General features: G+C 65.8%; 1 protein-coding gene. It reads right to left on the bottom strand.

The window, feature by feature from the left end; genetic code table 11:
- Positions 1–278, bottom strand: a 278-nt coding sequence (locus tag EN850_RS36110; protein ID WP_136093109.1) for an ATP-binding cassette domain-containing protein, incomplete at both ends; no start/stop codon positions are given.

Here is a 278-nt window from a genome sequence, read left to right as displayed (position 1 = left end):
GGCTGGCACCGAGCTGGTCGGCCACATGGCCCAGCTGCAGTTCGTCGAGCAGGCTGTTCAATTCGCGTTCGCGGCCGGCTGAATCCAGGTCTTCGCGCAGCTCCAGCACCAGCCGCAGGTTGTCGGCCACGGTCAGCTTGCGGAACACCGAGGGTTCCTGCGGCAGGTAGCCCACGCCCTGCTTGGCACGGGTATACATCGGGTCGCCGGTGATGTCCTTGCCGTCGAGCACGATGCTGCCTGCATCGGCGGCGACCAGGCCGACGATCATGTAGAAG

It is taken from the genome of Mesorhizobium sp. M8A.F.Ca.ET.207.01.1.1 (assembly GCF_004794715.1).
Classification (GTDB): domain Bacteria; phylum Pseudomonadota; class Alphaproteobacteria; order Rhizobiales; family Rhizobiaceae; genus Mesorhizobium.
Note: the sequence above shows the minus strand (reverse complement) of the source record. Positions and strands in the feature narration are given on the sequence as shown.